Genomic DNA, 16,284 nt, shown 5'->3' with positions numbered 1-16,284 from the left:
CGAAAGCAGGACTGGATTGCGGCGAAGTGAGAGAGATCCCGAAGCAGACCCTGTTCAGCGCCAGTTCCTGCTGCGGCCCACGGCCGTGTGGAATTTCATGCGATGTTCGTCGGCGATTCTGCCCTGCGGATTGAGTTGCGCCTTGGGAGCCGGTGGAGGCGGCAGGGTATCGACGGTGGCGAGGCCGGCGCCAATCAGTGCCAATTGCGCCGTGCCGAGGCCGGTCAGTTCGGTGCTGGCCGGAATGATGATGTTGCGCTTCAGCACGTCGGCCGCGAAGGTGCCGAAATAGCTGTTCTTGGCGAGGCCGCCGTCGATCGAGATGCGGTTGCCAATCGGCAGCAGGCGCGACATGGCGGCAATCACTTCGCCTGCACGCAAGGCAACGCCTTCGAGCAGTGCCTGCATCATGTCGGACTTGCTTGTGTCCAGGCCGAGCCCCAGCCACATGCCGGCGGCGGAACGGTCCCAATAGGGACATCCCAGGCCGCTCAGGGCCGGCACAAAAGCGATATCGCGCGAAATGGCGCTGGCGGCGGCGAAGCTGTCGATCTCGGCATAGTCGCCAAAGAGCCCCAGGCCGCGCGCCCAATTGACCGCGGAAGCGGCGTTGTAGACGCCGCCGTCCAAGGCGTAGGCAGGGGCGGCATCGCGCAGGCGCCAGGCGATGGTTGGCAACAGGCCGCTGCCGACATCGCGCAGGGGCTTGGCGCCGACCACGCACAGCGCGAAGGCGCCCGTTCCGAAGGTGATCTTGGCATCGCCCGCATGTCGGCAGCCATGGCCGAACAGGGCCGCCTGCTGGTCCACCACATTGGCGGTCACCGGCACTTTACCCACCGCGCCGAAATCATCGGCCGTCGAGCGGATGTCCGGCAGGCATTCCATCGGCACGCCGAAGAGTTCGCACAGCATCGGATCCCAGGCCAGGGTTTCGAGGTTCATCAGGCTGGTGCGGGAGGCGGTGCTGACGTCGGTGGCGAAGGTTCCCGTCAGTCGGTCCAGGAAGAAAGCGTCGCTGGTGCCCAGGCGCAGGCGGCCCTGCTTGTGCAGCTGCCTGGCAGTATCCACATGATCCAGCAGCCAGCGCAGTTTGCTGGCGGAGAAATAGGGATCGAGCGGCAGGCCGGCGCGTGCCAGGGTGGTCTCTTCGTGGCCAGCTTGCTTCAACGCGGCGATGGCATCGTTGGTGCGGGCATCCTGCCACACGATGGCGTTATGGATGGCGCGCTTCGTCTTGGCGTCCCAGGCGACAACCGTTTCCCCCTGGTTGGCGATACCGATTGCCTTGGCATTGCCGACATTGCCGATGCAGCCGTTGAGATGGCCGATCAGTTCCTCGGGATCGTGTTCGACCCACCCCGGCGCCGGCAGGATCTGGCGATGTTCGAACCCATCGAGCGTCTGGAAGCGTCCGTCGGTGTGGAGGCGATGCAGCTTGGTGCCGGTCGTGCCCTGATCGATGGCTAAGACGAAATCGGACATTGAGATCGATTACTCGCGCGGGGAAAGGTCGATGGTGAGGTGGTGTACGCCCGTGAGATCGACCGCCGGCACGCGCCAGGCGATGCGCCGTTCGGGGAGGACGCGGATCGGGCGCGACCAGATTTCCCTGCCATCGGCAAGGACGCGCAATGTGCCCTTCGTGGCGACACTGGCGCGGGCCTTGAAGAGGAGCGGATCGTAAGGGCCGCGGCCGGTAAGGCGCTGCGGATAGACATAACTGAGCGTGCCGGCGGCTTCGAGCCGGATCGGGGGGACCGGCGGCGGCAATTTGTCGGCAAGGGCTGCGTGAATCACATGCGCCGCCGACTTGCCTTCGCGGTAGCATTGGCCCGCCGTTTCGACACCGCGCAACAGGTTGCCGCCGGCAAAATAACTTGGATCGGTGCAGCGATAGAGCTGATCGATCACGGGCCCGCGCGTGCCGGGGTCGAGTTCGAGATGGCTCTGGGTGAGCAGGGCCGTCTCGGGGCGGAACTGGCCGGTGAGGACGATGCCGTCGCCCTCAAGCACGCGCATCTTGCCGTGGCGCTTGAAGGACAGGCCTTCGACCCGGTCCTGTCCGAGAATCGTGAGTTCGCTGCACCCAGTCATGACCGGCACGCCGAAGGCAACGCGCGCCACCCAATCGCCGGGGCGCCAGGCCGTGATGCGTTCGCGTTCCTCGATCATCGCCACGGCCTTGACGCCGACATGGCCGAGGGTGAGCAGCGTGGAGAAGGCCACCAGTTCGGAACCGATAACGATCGGCCGCTGGAACGGGGCCTTGCCATGGAGATAGGCGAATTGCTGGAGGGTGCCGGTATTCATGACGCCCCAAGGCCTGGTGCCGGAAACGAGGCGGGCACTGCGCGGTGTCTCGCGGGCACCCATGGCCAGCAGGACCTTCTGGGCCTGCAAGGTCTCGGGTCCGTTCGGACCGGTGACCTGGATGCGGCCATTGGGTTCCAGCTTCAGCGCCGTGTGGCCAAGCCGCAAATCGAGGTCGCTGACGGTATCGACCAGGCGCCTGGCAAAATCCGGACCCGTCATCAGCCGCCCGAATTGCAGCAGGCCATAGCCCGTATGCCCGCAATGGCGGGGGATGCCGCCGCCTTGTTGCTCGCGGTCGAGGATGACGATGTCGCGGTGGCCCAGGCGTTTCAACTCCGCGGCGGCGGAAAGGCCCGCTGGCCCGGCGCCGAGAATGACGACTTCGTGCGTTCTCATGGGATGAGCTTACCTTCGGCAAGAGCCATGACATGGGCGCAGCAATAGAAGCCCTGGCAGCGGCCCATCATGGCGCGGGTGCGCCGTTTGAGGCCGCCAACATCGCCTGCCGGGAAGGTGCCGTCGAGGGCAGTTTCAATTTCGTCCTTCGTCACCAGTTCGCAATGGCAGACGATCTCGGGGCCCAGCGGATTCTGATAGGGGCGCGGATTTTCTTCGCAGAGATTGGGGACCGGCGTCCAGATCGGCTCGGCCTGGCCCAGGCGGCCGAAGCTCGCGCCATAAAGGCCGGCAACATGCCGCGCAATGCCGAGAGCGCCGGTGAGGCCGGTGGAGCGGATGCCGGCCACGGTAATCCAGCGCCGGTCGGGCTGGGCGGTGATCTGGTAATCCTTGAACTCGGTGGCCGGGCGGAGGCCCGCATAGACAGCACTCACATCGACATTGGCAAGACCTGGCAGCATCTCGGTGCCGCGCTGCACGAGCTGGCGCAGCGCCGCCTGGTCGACGGCGGCCGTGGCGCGGTCTTCCTGATCCTCGGCTGTGGGGCCGACCAGCACATTGCCGAAAGCGGTGCGGCAGATGACGACGCCTTTGGTCCGTTCCGTGGGCACCGGCAGGATAATCGCCTTGAGGAGCCGGGCCGCAGGTTTGTCGAAAACGACGAACTGGCCCTTGCGCGGTGTGATCTTGAACGGTGCCGGCCGGTTGATCGCCTCGACGATGTCGCCCTGATTGCCGGCGGCATTGATGACGGCATCGGCGGTCACTTCGCCCTGGTTGGTCTCGAGATGCCAGACGCCGTCGAAATGGCCGCCAGTCACGCGGCAATCGCGCAGCACGATGCCGCCATGGGCGAGACCCTGGTGGATGTAGGCGAGCGGGGCGGACCAGGGATCGACGATATGTTCGCCCGGTACATGCACGCCGCCCAGGGCCTTGGGCGAGAGGAGCGGTTCCAGGCGACGCAGCTGATCGCGATCGATGCGCACGGCGTCGCCGACCGCGTTTTCATGAGCCTTGGCGACGATGCCGTCCAGTCTGGCCAGCTCTTCCTCGGTCCAGGCAACGACCACGGCACCGGACTTCACCAGCGGCAGATTGAGCTTCTCGCGGATCTCGAGATATTCGCGGTAGCCCTTCTGCATGCAGGACAGCTCCAGCGAGCCGTGCGGGGCGTCGAAGCCCGTATGGAGCAGGGCGCTATTGCCCTTGGAGGCGCCCGACAGGATGTCGCGGCCAGCCTCCAGCAGGACGGGCCGCAGCCCGCCCATGGCCAGGCGGCGGAAAATGGCGCAACCCACCACCCCACCGCCAACGATCACCACTTGGGCATGATTGGTATCGGTCAAAATCTCGTCCCCTGTTGGGGCGGAGTTTGCCACGGATAGGAAAAGAAATCACGCGCTCCGGGTGGGAGATTTGTGAATCAAATTGCCTTAAATGCTGAGGTGAGTTGGCGCTGCGTCTAGCTCTTCGCGCGGCGGCCCGTCACCCAATGCCCCCCACCCCGACCCTCCCTCTGAAGGGAGAGGGAGGTGGAGCGAGGTGACGGTGCGAACTCGATCGGAAAGCCCTCTCCCTTCAGGGGGAGGGTTGGGTGGGGGCCCTTGCCTCAGAGCTGAGTGCGGAAGTGGAACGACTTCGGCCGGGTCAACATTTCGTAGCCGACGCGCGACAGGGTAGCGCCGCGGCCGGAATTCTTGACACCGACCCAGGCCAGGGCCGGATCGAGATAATCGCAACGGTTCATGTAGACCGTGCCGGTCTCGAGCTCGTTGCCGATCTGCCGGGCCGCCTTCTCGTCCATGGTCCAGAGGGCCGCCGTGAGGCCGTACTGGCTGTCGTTCATCAGCTTCACGGCTTCGTCGTCGTTCTTCACCTTCATGATGCCGATGACCGGGCCGAAGCTTTCTTCCGACATCACCGACATGGAATGGTCGACATCGACCAGAACCTGCGGGGCCACATAGGGCGTCCCCGGCTTGTCGGCAGCAAACAGCTTGGTGTCGATGAGAGCCTTGGCACCATGTTTCACCGCATCGGCCACCTGGCCGCGTACGAATTCGGCGGCCGAGGTGCGGACCATCGGCCCGAGATTGGTGGCCGTGTCCAGCGGGTTGCCGAGCTTGTACTTCTTGGTGAGGTCGACAAAGCCGTCGACGAACTTGTCGTAAAGGCTTTCATGCACATAGATGCGCTCGATGGCGCAGCAGCACTGGCCGGAATTGAACATGGCGCCATCGACCAGGTTCTCGACGGCATGCTGGAGGTTGGCATCGGCGCGGACATAGGCCGGGTCCTTGCCGCCGAGCTCAAGTCCCAGGCCCATGAACTTGCCGAGCGCCGCCTGCTGCACGGCATGCCCGCCGGCGACCGAGCCGGTGAAGTTGCAATAGGCGACTTCGGGTGCGGCGATGACCTTGGCGGTGTCGTCATGGGTGAGAACGAGATGCTGGAACAGACCCTTGGGCAGGCCGGCGGCGTCGAAGGCGGCCTGGAAATCCTCGGCGCAAAGCGGTGTCTGGGCGGAGTGCTTGAGGATCACGGCATTGCCAGCCATCAGCGCCGGGACGACGCCGTTGACCGAGGTGAGATAGGGGTAGTTCCAGGGCGCCACGATGAAGACGACGCCCAGCGGCTCGCGATGGAGGACGCGGGTGAAGCCCGGCTTGTCGGTGAAGCTGACATCGGCCAGCGCTTCGGGCGCCAGGTTGATCATGAAGCGGGCGCGCTCTTCGAAGCCGCGCATTTCGAACGGGCTTTGCGAGATTGGCCGGCCCATCTGGCGGGTGATCTCCTCGGCGTGTTTATCCTTGCCTTTGAGGAATTCGTCGACGGCCTTATTGAGGATCCTGGCGCGCTCGGCAATCGAAACCTTGCGCCATTCCTTCTGCGCCTTGGCGGCATTCTGCAACGTGGCCGCGATTTCCGCCGGACTGTTGTAGGGGCGTTCGACATAAACGGTGCTGTCGATCGGCGTGATGGTCTTCTGCATGGCGGCCATGGGTAACCTCAGGGTGTTGAACGAAAGAAAAGCGCCTGCCTCGGTGAACGAGGCAGGCATTGTTTGGTCGATCAGATGATTTCGAAGTAGCGGGCGAGTTCCCAATCGGTGATGTGCTTGCGGAACTCGCGCTCCTCATGCTCACGCGTGCCGGCATGATGTTCGACGAAGGCATCGCCGAACAATTCGCGCGCGGCCTTCGACTTGCGCAGGCGCTGGGCGGCTTCCCACAGGGTCTGCGGCAGATCGAGCTTGGCCGGGTGCTTCATCTCGTAGGAATTGCCGACGATGGCGGGTTGCGGCTCAATCTTGTTTTCGATGCCGTAGAGGCCGGAACCGATCGCGGCGGCCAGCGCCAGATAGGGGTTACAATCGGCGGCGGCGATGCGGTATTCGACGCGCTGCGATTTCTCCGAGCCCGGAATGACGCGGAGCGCGCAAGTGCGGTTCTCGACGCCCCAGGTGGCGTTGGTCGGCGCCCAGAAACCGGGGATGAGGCGCGAATAGGAGTTCACGGTCGGCGAGACCATGCCCAGAACTTCCGGCATCAAGGTCTGCTGACCGCCGATGAACCAGCGCATCTTGTCGGAAATGTTGTGCGGCTTCTTCGGGTCGTGGAAGACCGCCTTGCCATCCTTGCCCTTCAAGGAAATGTGGATGTGGCCGGACTGGCCGGGATAGGAGTTCGACCATTTCGCCATGAAGGTCGCCATCAGGCCACGGCGCTGCGCCAGCACCTTCATGAAGGTCTTGAAGAGGGCGCCGCGATCGGCGGCTTCAAGCGCCGAGGTGACGCCGAGCGCTGCTTCGAGCACGCCGGGGCCGGTTTCGGTGTGCAGGCCCTCGATCGGCATGCGCATCTTTTCGCACATGTCGAGAATGTCCTGATAGAGTTCGGACCAGACCGAGTTGCGGATGACCGAATAGCCGAACCAGCCGGGGGTCATCGGCGTCAGGTTCTTGTAGTTCTTCTCGCGGATGCTTTCCGGCGTTTCGTCGAACATGAAGAATTCGAACTCGAGCGCCGAATAGACGTCGAAGCCCATCTTGGCGGCCCTGTCGAGGACGCGGCGCAACGTACCGCGCGCGCAGATCTCTTCGGCCTTGTTGACGAATTCGGAGAGGAAGAAGAGGCCGTTATCTTCCATGGGCAGGTCGCGGCAGGTCTCGGGGATGATGCGCGCCCAGGCGTCGGGATAGGCCGTGTGCCAGCCGGTATAGTCGAGGCCGTCGATGAGCTGGTCCTGATTGTCCCAGCCGAGCACCACGTCGCAGAAGCCGAAGCCACCTTCGAGCGCCGAAAAGAACTTGGCCTTCGACATGTATTTGCCGCGCAGGATGGCGTCGCCATCGAAGACGCCGACCTTGATATGCGTGAGACCGCGTTCCTCGACGATCTTCTTGGCCTGAGCGATGGTTTTAACCTGTTCCGGTTTCAACGGCATTTTTGTGAACCCCCTGTTCGATCGATGAATTGGAATTTAGGCCGCGCGTGATGAGGCGGCAACGATGTCTTGGCTGAGGTCAGCGGCTCCCCGACGTCGGCTTGGTGCGGCCGGCCTCACAGTCGCCGGCGAGCCCCCCTCTGTCCTTGAGACCTGAGAGATTCACTGGAAGGTTTCCAGTTTACTCCGTCGGTGAGGCGACGACGTCCGCCGCCTGCTTTCCAGAGATGTCGGTTCCGACCTGGTCCTTTTGCCTGAGAGTTTCCGGGGGCGGTTGCTCCTTCGGCGCCGGTACGCGCGAACATACCGATCTCTCCCGAGGTCGGAGGATTTTGCGGGCGGAGTGTGTGATTGAGCCTCGGAAAGGTCAAGCCATAAAAAGAAAAAGGGAGGCAGTTTGCACTGCCTCCCCAGGTGATTTGTTGATTTGCTGTGGGATCAGCCAGCGCCACCCAGCGCCGCTTCTTCCCGAGCAATCTCGGCCTGACGGGCCTTGACGTCCGCTTCGGTGAGCGGCGGGCCAGGAAACCGGCTCTTCTCAAAGGTAAACCAGATCACGATCAGCGCGGCGACGGTTCCTGCAAGGAAGTAGCCGACGAGCTGATATGGCTCCTGGAAGCCGACGAAGGCGAGGATGGCGCCGCCAATAATGGCGACGACGGCAATCGGCTTCGACCAGACGCCGAGGCTGAAGGGACCCTTCTTCGTCCAGCTCTTACCTTCGGCGAAGAGGCCCGCGCCGATCGGCATGATGTAGGAGACGTAAAGGAACACCGCGCAGCCAGATGCCAGGATGATGTAGGCCTTTTCGTTGTTGCCGGCGAGCAAGCCGAGTACGATGCAGAGCGCGGCACCAACCCAGATCGCCGCACCGGGAGTGCGGTGTTTCGGGCTGACCTGGCGCAGGAACTTCGATGCGCCCGGAATGCCGCCGTCGCGCGCGAACGCGTAGATCATGCGCGAAAGCGAGGTCATGCCGGCCAGAGCGCACAGGTAGTTCGCAATAACGATCGCGACGCCGAGAAGGCTCTTCAGCCAGGACGGCAGGCTGGTCGAATCGAGCGTCCAGTAGAACACCGACCAACCCTGCTTGGCAGCTTCCGCGGTGTCGGGCATGGCGAGCAGCACGGCGACAACGAGGAGCCAACCGAACACCGCCGACCAGAACACCGACGTCAGCATGCCGCGCGGCACGGCGCGCTGCGCATCACGGGTCTCTTCCGAGGTATGTGCGGAAGCGTCGAAACCGGTGATGGTGTAGCAGACGTGCAGCAGGCCGAGGACGAAGGCAAAGAACAGGCTGCCCGTCTGTGGCCACATGTTGGCGCCAGGCTCACCGGTATTGTTGGTGAAGGTGACGATGCGCGAGAAGTCGAGCGGCACTGACGAGCCGAACAGGAAGCCCGCGATCAGGATCACCGCCGTACCCAGGATGAGATAGCCTGAGAAATCGGTGAGGATCGTGGTCACCTTGATGCCGGCGTAGTTCAGATAAGCCTGCGTCAGCGTGATGAGAACCACCGCGATGACCAAATGGGTGCCGGTGAAGCTCTCGGGATCCATACCGAAGATGCCGACCAGAACGAGGTCGCGCAGCAGCAGATAGACACCATAGTTCACCGAGGAGACGACGAAGAGCAGGCCAAGGAGATTGATCCATGCCGTGGCCCAGCCCCAGCCCTTGCCGCCGAGGATCGAACCCCAGTGATAGAGGCCGCCCGCGGTCGGATAGGCGGAAGCAATCTGGCCCATCGCCGCAGCAACGACGAGTGCAAAGAAAGAACCGACCAGCCAGCCGATACCGACCGAGCCGCCGCCGCCGGCGCCGAACGCGACGCCGTAAGCGCCGATACCGCCGGCGAGAATGCAGATGATCGAGAACGAGATGGCGAAGTTCTGGAACCCGCCCATGCGGCGGGACAACTCCTGGGAATACCCCATGCTATGGAGGACTTTTACGTCCTCGTCATGATGACTCGGTACAGACATTTAGAAACCCCCTCAGTTTGCGGCCCAGTGCAGCGGCAAATCCCCGCCGTTGGCTCTGCACGGACCCGACCCCACTCGAATGAATGAGACCCCTTTCGACTCAGTCGGTCGATTTCCCGCCAATCGGATGGGCGAAAGTATGCGCGGCATTAAAAAAAAGTAAAGATGGCGTTAACTTTTGCTGGGGATTCAATGTGATGCGATACGCGTTTTGCATCTGCGAAGTTGACCGATTGCGCAAAATGATGCGTTCGGGCTGCGCGCGGCTACCAGTTCTGGCCCTCGCCGGCGCCCCGGGAGCGAACCGGGGCAAACCGGGTGCGACGATCGCTAATGCGCCGCGAAGTGCCGTCGGCAGAGTTCCGTGAAGGCGAGGGCTCGTTTGGTCGGACGCAGCTTTTTCAGTCGTGCAAGGCCGAGGCGGGTCGGACGCAGCTTTTCCTCGATCGGCAGGAAGACGAGGCGCCGTCCATCGAGCGACCAGTCGCTCAAGGGCCGGGAATGCATGATCGAGAAGGCGTCGGAATTGGCGACGAGGCCGCGCACCATCTCGAAGCTCGGCGTTTCGTAAGCCACGCGCGGCTGCAGGCCCAGACCATAGATGATCGAGAGGAAATAGTCGCGGCTGTGGGGCAGGCCCAGCAATATCATCGGATAGGCGATGAGGTCGGCGATGGCGGCGCTGCGGCGTCTGGCAAGCGGATGATCCTTGGCGAGAATGCTATGGAGCGGCACCTCTGTCAGCGCGTCGAACTCGATATCGTCGTCGAGGCCGAGATCGTAGGTAAGGGCGAATTCGAACTCACCGGCGCGCAAGCCGTCGAGGACGCCCTGCACGTGATGTTCGTGCAGTTTCACGCCGATTTCCGGATGGCTTGCGGCCAGCGCACCGATGAGGCGCGGCAGCACCAGGGGCGCCACGGTCTGGAAGCAGCCGATATGCAGCTCGCCCGCCACCTCCTGGCCCAGGCCCATGGCCCCCAATCGGACATCGTCGGCATGGTCGAGCAGGCTTTTCGCATCGGTCAGAAGTTCGCGGCCGGCCGCGGTGAGGGTAAGACCTTGGGCGTGGTGCCGGACGAAAAGGTCGACACCGAAGCGCGACTCAAGTTCGGCAATGGCGGCGGAGACCGATGGCTGCGAGATGTTGACCCGCTGCGCCGCCAGCGTAACCGAGCCGGTTTCGGCGGTCGCCACGAAATAACGCAATTGCTTCAGGGTAAACGGCATTGATAAATCCGATCCAATTCGAAAGATAAAAATATTTTCTCATTGCCGGGTGTTGCGAGCAAGATGTTGCGAATTGAACGCATGCCAATAATAAAAACGGGGAGTGACCTACCGATGCTGCGGACCGGTGCCCAATACCGCGACAGCCTGAAAGACGGCCGCCAGATCTGGATCAACGGCGAAAAGGTGAAGGATGTCACCGCGCATCCCGCCTTCAAGCCGATCGTCGATATCCGGGCCCGCATCTACGACATGGCGCACGAGGCCAGGACCAAGCCTGTCATGGCCTATCGCGACGAGAAGACGGGGCAGGAGAACTGCATCGGCTACAAGCTGCCGCACAACCAGGAAGACTGGCATGCCAAGCGCCAGGCGATCGACACGGTAATGCGCGACATCAAGGGTTATGCAGTCCGCATCGGCGACGAGACGGTGGGCGAGATGTGGTCGCTCTATGACGGGCGCGACATTCTCAACGAGGTCGATCCGCAATTCTCGAAGAATATCGAGAATCATATCCAGCACGTGCTGACCTCCGACACTTTCCATGTCTCGGCCAATACCGATCCCAAGGGCGATCGCTCGAAGCGGCCGCAGGACCAGGATCCGGACATGCTGCTGCACCTGGTCAAGGAAACCGACAAGGGCATCATCGTGCGCGGCGCCAAATACGAGACGGCTGCGGCCTATGCCAACCAGGCATTTGTGAAGCCGACGATCGCCAACTGGGGCGACGACAAGCTCAGCGATTACGCCCTGGGCTTCATCTGCGATATGGGTTCGCCGGGCCTCAAGCATATCTGCCGCACGGGCTTTACCGGCCGTGCCGCGGCGGACGACTATCCGCTTTCCAACCGCGCCGACGAGGTGGATACCTTGCTGGTCTTCGACGATGTGCTGATTCCGTGGGAAAACGTGCTGTTCTATCGCCACACGCGGGCGGCGGCCTTCATTCGCGGCACGCTGCACCGCTACAGCGCCTATCCCTTCGTTCTGCGGGTTCTCTATATCGCCGACATGCTGCTGGGGGCCGCGGCGTTCAACGCCAAGCAGACCGGCCTCGATGCCCAGCAGGCGGTGCGCGAGAAGCTGGCGCTTTTGATGCAGTACCGCGAGACCATAAACGCGCATCTCACAGCGGCGATCGCCACGGCGCAGAAGAGCCCGGGCGGTCTCCTCATGCCGAACCAGTCGCTGCTTTATACGGGGCGCTATGTCGCGATCTCGCAATTGCCGGCGATGATGCACCTGGCACGCGAACTCTGCGGCGGCCAGATCTGCGTCACCCCGGACAAGGCCACCTTCGACCATCCGGAAATCAAGGATTGGATGGAGAAATACTATTCCGTCAATGAGTTCTGGCAGGCCGAGGACAGGCGCAAGCTGCTGGCCTTTGCGCGCGATCTGCTCAATTCCGACCGTGCCGGGCATATGGTGACGTTCGAGCTTTTCGCTCAGTCGCCGCCCTTTGCGCATCTCAATGCCGTCTATATGAATTTCGATATGAGCAACGCGCTCTCTTATGTAAAGGATTGCGCGGGTCTCTCAGACCGTGTCCTCGACCAGTGGAAGAAGAAATAAGTCATGACCTACAGCCATGTGCGTTTGCGCAAGTTCAACACCAAGAAGACTTACCCGGAACAAAGCCTCGACAACGACCTCTCGATGTCGGTCCGCGCCGGCAATACCATCTTCCTGCGTGGCCAGGTCGGCCAGGCGCTGGACGGATCGACGGTGGGCGTCGGCGATGCGGCGGCCCAGTCCGAACAGGCCATGCGCAATGTTCGCCAACTCCTGGAAGAGCAGGGCGGCAAGCTCGCCGACATCTGCAAGATCGTCATCTATATCACCGACCCGCGCTACCGCGAGGCGGTCTATAAGGTCGTCGGCAAGTGGCTGAAGGGTGTCTATCCGGTTTCGACCGGGTTGGTCGTGCAAGGGTTGGCGCGCCCGGAATGGGTCATGGAAATCGACGCCTATGCGGTGATCCCGGAAAGTCGTATGAAGAATATTCCGGAGCCGCCCGCTGCCTTGCAATGGAAGGACACCGCCGACAAGGCGGACCGCGCCAAGAAGACGGCAAAGAAGAGGGCGGCCCGCAAGAAATAAGGATCGGGCCTTCCATGACCTTCTCGCTTGTCGGCCGCTGCGCCGAAACCGGTATGTTCGGTGTGGCGATCACCACCTCCTCGATCGCCGTGGCGTCGCGCTGTCCCTGGGCCAGGGCCGGCGTGGGCGCGGTGGCGACGCAGAACGTGACCGACCCGCGGCTCGGCAATCAGGGACTCGACCTCCTGGAAAAAGGCATGAGCGCGCCCGAGGCGATGAACGCGCTGATGGCCAAGGCCCATTCGCCGGAGCATCGCCAGGTCACGATGATCGATGCCAAGGGGCGTACCGCCTTCTGGTCCGGCGCCAAGACGCTGGGCACCAACAATGTGGCGCCGGGCGAGGATTGCGTCGGCGCCGGCAACCTGCTGCAAAACCCGGACGTTCCCGCCGTAATGGCCAAGGTCTTCGCGCAATCGAAAGGCCGGCATCTGGCCGACCGCCTGCTGCTCGGCTTGGAAGCCGGCATCGTCGCCGGCGGCGAAATGGGTCCGGTCCATTCGGCAGGGCTCCTCGTTGTCCATGAACAGAGCTGGCCATTGGTGGATCTCCGCATCGATTGGAGCGATGACAACCCCATCGTGCGCCTGAAACGCCTGTGGGAGGATTACCAGCCGCAGATGGACGCCTATATCACCCGCGCCCTCGATCCCAATGCAGCGCCCTCCTATGGCGTGCCCGGCGACATGGGCGACGAGAAATAGGGGCCGCCGAAGCAGGCTGAACCGGGACGCTGGCGACATTGCCCGCCCTGGCCGCAAGCGCTAGAGTGCCGACCGACCGCGGCGGCTGCGCCGCACGCATTCCATGGCATTGAATTATGGCGCCTTTTGACATCGTACACTCGGCCTGCCCGCATGATTGTCCTTCGACCTGCGCGCTGGAAGTCGAGCGCATTTCATCGACCCGGATCGGGCGCATTCATGGCGCCAAGGACAATAGCTATACGGCCGGTGTCATCTGCGCCAAGGTCGCGCGCTATGCCGAGCGGCAGCATCACCCGGACCGGCTCGACGTGCCGCTGCGCCGGGTCGGGGCCAAGGGTGTTGGCCGCGCGGCCTTCCAGCCCATCACCTGGGAGCAGGCGCTCGACGAGATCGCCGAACGGTTCCAGCGCGCCGAGCAGCGCTACGGCGCGGAAGCCGTCTTTCCCTATTACTATGCCGGCACGATGGGCCTGGTGCAGCGCGACGGCATCTATCGCCTGACGCACGAAAAGAAATATTCGCGGCAGAAGAGCACGATCTGCGTGTCGCTGGCCGATGCCGGCTGGCAGGCGGGCGTCGGTGTCATGCGCGGCGTCGACACGCGCGAACTGGCCCAGAGCGACCTCATCATCGTCTGGGGCGGCAATCCGGTGGCGACGCAGGTCAATGTGATGACCCATATCGCCCGCGCCAGGAAGGCGCGCGGCGCCAAGCTGATCGTGGTCGACCCCTATCGCACCGGCACGGCGGAGGTGGCGGATCAGCACCTCATGCTGCGCCCGGGCACCGATGCGGCGCTCGCCGTCGCGGTGATGCATGTGCTGTTCGCCGAAGGCCATGCCGACCGCGATTATCTCGCCCGCCATGCCGACGCACCGGATGCGTTGGAGCGCCACGTGGCCGATCGGTCACCTGAATGGGCGGAGGGCATCACCGGCGTCCCGGCGGAGACCATTCGCGACTTCGCGCGGGCATATGGCCGTACGAAAAAGAGCTTCATTCGGGTCGGTTACGGCTTTTCCCGGACCCGGAACGGGGCGGTCGGCCTTCATGCCGTTTCCTGCCTGCCGACCGTCACCGGCGCCTGGGCCGAGAAGGGCGGCGGTGCCCATTATTCCAACCGCGCAATCTATCATATCGACAACCGCCTCATCATGGGCCTCGATCTCAAGGATACGCGCGTCCGTGAGCTCGATCAGTCGCGTCTTGGCGCCGTGCTGACTGGCGACAAGCGGGACCTCGGCGACGGGCCGCCGGTTACGGCCATGATCATCCAGAATACCAATCCCATGAACGTCTGCCCCAATTCGAAACTCGTGCGCCAGGGCTTCATGCGGGACGATCTGTTCGTGGCGGTGCATGAGCAGTTCATGACCGAAACGGCGGCGATGGCCGATATCGTGCTGCCGGCCACGACATTCCTGGAGCATGACGATATCTACCGGGCGAGCGGCCACACCCATTTGCAGGCGACGCGCAAGGTGGTCGAGCCATGGGGCGAGGCGCGGTCGAACCATTATGTCCTTTCGGAACTCGCCAAGCGCCTGGGCTGCCATCATCCGGGCTTCTCTATGACCGAATGGGAGATCATCGACGAAACGTTGAGACTGTCGGGCCATCCGGATGCACAGAGCCTTTATGATGCGCATTGGAAGGATTGCGTGCTCGATTTCGAAACGACGCATTTCCTCAACGGTTTCGGTCACCCCGACAAGAAGTTCCGCTTCAAGCCGGATTGGGCCGCGATCGGGCCCGATATCGAGGGCCTACCGCCCCTGCCGGATTATGCCCCGCTCAACGATAGGGTTACGGACGAACAGCCATTGCGCCTGGTGACGGCGCCGGCGCGGCAATTCCTCAACTCGACCTTCACCCCGACCCCGACGTCGCGGGCCAGGGAAGGGCGGCCGACCTTGCTGATCCATCCGCAGGACGCGTCGCGCCACCGCATCGCCGATGGCGGCGCGGTCGATGTCGGCAACAAGCAGGCCGTCATCGGATTGCATGCGAAATTCTTCGATGGCCTGCTGCCGGGGACCGTGGTGATCGAGAGCCTGTGGGGGAATGCCGATTTCCACGGCGGATTGGGTGTCAATGCGCTCGTCTCCGACGAGCCCGGCAAGCCCGACGGCGGTGCCGTGTTCCACGACACGACTGTCTGGGTCAGGCCGGTAGTCTGAAATGGCTAGATCGGGACCGCATATCATCGTCCTTGGCAATGAAAAGGGCGGATCGGGCAAGTCGACCACGGCGATGCACCTCATCGTGGCGTTGCTGGCGGCCGGCAAACGCGTGGGGTCAATCGACCTTGACGCGCGCCAGGGCTCGCTCTCGCGCTATGTGGAAAACCGGCGCAAGACGGCCGAAGCGATGCTGACGCCATTGCCGATGCCGGAGCATATCCCGATCAATCAGAGCAAGGCCGACAGCCGCGACGCGGCGACGCGCGAGGATGAGGCCAATCTGACGGCAGCGATTGCGCAGCTTGCCGGCAACGACTTCATCGTCATCGACACGCCGGGCAGCGACAGCGCGCTCTCGCGGGCGGCGCATATCCGGGCCGACACGCTGATCTCGCCCTTGAATGACAGTTTCCTCGACCTCGATCTTTTCGGCCGCATCGAGGATGAGGGGGCGAGCATCCGCCGTCCCAGCGTCTATGCCGAGACGGTATGGGAGCAGAGGAAACGCCGGGCGATGGCCGGCGGCAAGCCGATCGACTGGGTCGTGATGCGCAATCGCCTCTCCAGTCTCGACGCGCGCAACAAACGCGACATCGGCAAATTGCTGGAACAGTTGGCCAAGCGCATTGGCTTCCGCATCGCGCCGGGTTTCACCGAGCGCGTCATCTTCCGCGAACTGTTTCCGCGCGGTCTCACCTTGCTCGATCTATCGCGCAAGGATGCCGGGGTGCAGTGGCGCATGTCCCATGTGGCGGCGCGGCAGGAAGTGCGCGAACTGCTGGAAGCCCTCAATCTGTTGCCGGTCGAGGCCGATGCTTCCTCGTCCGTTTAGTTTTCGTGAAAGTCACACCACCGGGGCACGAATCGCCGCCTTCTGTGTTCGTCTCGTGATGTTTAGGTAA

General features: G+C 63.1%; 11 protein-coding genes, 1 pseudogene and 1 riboswitch. Of the genes and pseudogenes, 5 read left to right on the top strand and 7 right to left on the bottom strand.

Annotated features, from left to right (window positions below; translation table 11 throughout):
• Positions 1-54: 54 nt before the first annotated feature.
• From ACE3TY_RS16030 to ACE3TY_RS16000, 7 genes are all read right to left on the bottom strand, one after another.
• Complete coding sequence (locus tag ACE3TY_RS16030; protein ID WP_374654748.1) at positions 55-1,485, bottom strand: FGGY family carbohydrate kinase; 1,431 nt, start codon at positions 1,483-1,485, stop codon at positions 55-57.
• Positions 1,486-1,494: 9 nt separating this feature from the next.
• Positions 1,495-2,712: an NAD(P)/FAD-dependent oxidoreductase gene (locus tag ACE3TY_RS16025; protein WP_374654746.1), complete on the bottom strand. Its 1,218-nt coding sequence runs from the start codon at positions 2,710-2,712 to the stop codon at positions 1,495-1,497.
• Complete coding sequence (locus ACE3TY_RS16020) at positions 2,709-4,064, bottom strand: NAD(P)/FAD-dependent oxidoreductase (protein ID WP_374654744.1); 1,356 nt, start codon at positions 4,062-4,064, stop codon at positions 2,709-2,711. The genes ACE3TY_RS16025 and ACE3TY_RS16020 overlap by 4 nt, the downstream gene beginning before the upstream one ends.
• Positions 4,065-4,327: 263 nt before the next feature.
• Positions 4,328-5,719 carry an aldehyde dehydrogenase family protein gene (locus tag ACE3TY_RS16015; RefSeq protein WP_374654742.1) on the bottom strand — a complete coding sequence of 464 codons (1,392 nt, stop codon included), beginning with the start codon at positions 5,717-5,719 and terminating at the stop codon, positions 4,328-4,330.
• A 71-nt stretch (positions 5,720-5,790) separates the two neighbouring features.
• On the bottom strand, positions 5,791-7,164 hold the full coding sequence (locus tag ACE3TY_RS16010) for a glutamine synthetase family protein (RefSeq protein ID WP_374654740.1): 1,374 nt from the start codon (positions 7,162-7,164) through the stop codon (positions 5,791-5,793).
• A 233-nt stretch (positions 7,165-7,397) separates the two neighbouring features.
• A riboswitch (glycine riboswitch) is annotated at positions 7,398-7,493 on the bottom strand.
• Positions 7,494-7,602: 109 nt separating this feature from the next.
• Entirely contained in the window at positions 7,603-9,075 is a 1,473-nt protein-coding gene (locus ACE3TY_RS16005; protein ID WP_374654738.1) for an amino acid permease, read from the bottom strand.
• 408 nt (positions 9,076-9,483) lie between these two features.
• On the bottom strand, positions 9,484-10,383 hold the full coding sequence (locus ACE3TY_RS16000) for a LysR family transcriptional regulator (protein ID WP_374654736.1): 900 nt from the start codon (positions 10,381-10,383) through the stop codon (positions 9,484-9,486).
• A gap of 114 nt (positions 10,384-10,497) precedes the next feature.
• Between ACE3TY_RS16000 and ACE3TY_RS15995 the strand changes: the two genes are divergently transcribed.
• The 5 genes and pseudogenes from ACE3TY_RS15995 (at position 10,498) to ACE3TY_RS15975 (ending at position 16,214) form a co-directional block, all read left to right on the top strand.
• A complete protein-coding gene (locus tag ACE3TY_RS15995) occupies positions 10,498-11,964 on the top strand; it encodes a 4-hydroxyphenylacetate 3-hydroxylase family protein (RefSeq protein WP_374654734.1) in 1,467 nt (488 codons plus the stop codon).
• 3 nt (positions 11,965-11,967) lie between these two features.
• A pseudogene (locus ACE3TY_RS15990) lies at positions 11,968-12,366 on the top strand (RidA family protein); the annotation flags it as partial.
• A 140-nt stretch (positions 12,367-12,506) separates the two neighbouring features.
• Positions 12,507-13,196 (top strand): DUF1028 domain-containing protein, encoded by a 690-nt coding sequence (locus ACE3TY_RS15985; protein WP_374654732.1) that lies wholly within the window; start codon positions 12,507-12,509, stop codon positions 13,194-13,196.
• A gap of 116 nt (positions 13,197-13,312) precedes the next feature.
• Entirely contained in the window at positions 13,313-15,379 is a 2,067-nt protein-coding gene (locus tag ACE3TY_RS15980; protein ID WP_374654730.1) for a molybdopterin-dependent oxidoreductase, read from the top strand.
• Between the two features lies 1 nt (position 15,380).
• Positions 15,381-16,214, top strand: coding sequence for a division plane positioning ATPase MipZ (locus ACE3TY_RS15975; protein WP_374654728.1), 834 nt, complete (start codon positions 15,381-15,383; stop codon positions 16,212-16,214).
• Positions 16,215-16,284 lie beyond the last annotated feature (70 nt).

The organism is Dongia sp. (genome assembly GCF_041918875.1).
Taxonomy (GTDB): Bacteria; Pseudomonadota; Alphaproteobacteria; order Dongiales; family Dongiaceae; genus Dongia.
This window is presented reverse-complemented; position numbering and strand designations above follow the sequence as displayed.